General features: G+C 38.7%; 1 protein-coding gene. It reads right to left on the bottom strand.

The window, feature by feature from the left end; all coding sequences use genetic code 11:
- Positions 1-32: 32 nt before the first annotated feature.
- A complete protein-coding gene (locus HT730_RS10305) occupies positions 33-893 on the bottom strand; it encodes a YihY/virulence factor BrkB family protein (protein ID WP_173307534.1) in 861 nt (286 codons plus the stop codon).
- Positions 894-968 lie beyond the last annotated feature (75 nt).

A 968-nucleotide genomic window follows, 5' to 3' on the forward strand; every position in this document is an offset into this window, starting at 1 on the left:
TGATACTATGCGCTTTTGTAATAGATAAATAGTTAATCTTTTCTAAAGCTCGGATCTTTCAAACTCTGAACACTGGCATTGATCACCGCTCCTAGGATAACAATTTTAGCAATCAAGATAAACCAAAACATCATAACAACAAGAAGAACTGAACCTAAAATTCGGACGTCCACTAAATGATGGACATAGTAATTGAGATAACTAGAGAACAGAGTTAGTAGAACTAAAATCACTAAGAGAACAAAGGCACTGCCTGGTAGGGTATAGCTAATTTTCCTGTTAGATAGATTGGGAAGAAAATAATAAAGCATGACCAAGATAGCAAAGAGGAGGGCGTAAGTCAGAGGACCTGCCAAACCTTGTAAAGCCTGATAGATAATGCCATCTTTTGTCCAATAATGAGCAAGTAAATCCAAAATCATCTGCCCAAATAAGCTCAAAAACAAGGCAAACGCAAAGAGGAGCTGCAAGCCAAAACTGACTAGGAGACTCACCATCTGATGGGAAATAAGCCCACGACTCTTTTCGACGCCATAAGCCTTGTTAAAAGCTTTTTGCAAGAAATTCATAGATTTTGAAAAACTCCATAACGCCGATAAAACAGAAAAACTCAATAAACCTGTTGAAGGTTGCGTCAAGACTTCTCTGGCTATTTTTTCCACACCTTCATAGAGGCTTGGGGGCAGGACGTCTTTCATAAAGCCCAGAAATTCTCCCACAGGAATCTGAAAATAGGGGAGGATATTGACCACCACCAAAAGCAGGGGAAAAATCGAAATCAACCAATAGTAGGCTACTGCAACACTGGTCAACTCACTATCTGATGCTTGATAATAATGCAAAAAGGCTTTTAATAGAGGCTTATCTATCAGCTCTTTCCACCACTTTTTCATGTCACACTCCTTCACTTATAATCTTATACTCAATGAAAATCAAATAGCAAACTAGAAAGCTAGCCGTAGGTTGCT

Source organism: Streptococcus sp. k-628 (assembly GCF_013277475.1).
Lineage (GTDB): Bacteria > Bacillota > Bacilli > Lactobacillales > Streptococcaceae > Streptococcus.

Excerpts from the sequence above, each read along its gene's own strand:
- HT730_RS10305 (WP_173307534.1), bottom strand. The coding sequence starts at position 893 with ATGAAAAAGTGGTGGAAAGAGCTGATAGATAAGCCTCTATTAAAAGCC.